The organism is Exiguobacterium sp. HSB13 (assembly GCF_056764755.1).
Genome location: NZ_JBUZOM010000052.1, coordinates 1 through 255 on the forward strand (window position 1 = coordinate 1; position 255 = coordinate 255).

Consider the following 255-nt stretch of genomic DNA (forward strand, 5'->3'; position numbering starts at 1 on the left):
TGCGATTCCCTGAGTAGCGGCGAGCGAAACGGGAACAGCCCAAACCGAAGAGCATGCTCTTCGGGGTTGTAGGACACTCTATACGGAGTCAAAAAGGAAGACAGTAGGTGAAGGACCTGGAAAGGTCCGCCGAAGAAGGTGACAGCCCTGTAGCTGAAACTGTTTTCCCTCCAGAGTGGATCCTGAGTACGGCGGGACACGTGAAACCCCGTCGGAATCCGGGAGGACCATCTCCCAAGGCTAAATACTCCCTAG

Annotated in this window: 1 rRNA gene; it reads left to right on the forward strand. The window is 55.3% G+C overall.

Annotation, left to right across the window (positions count from 1 at the left end):
• Positions 1-255 (forward strand): 23S ribosomal RNA (locus tag ACZGCQ_RS17015); the annotation flags it as partial.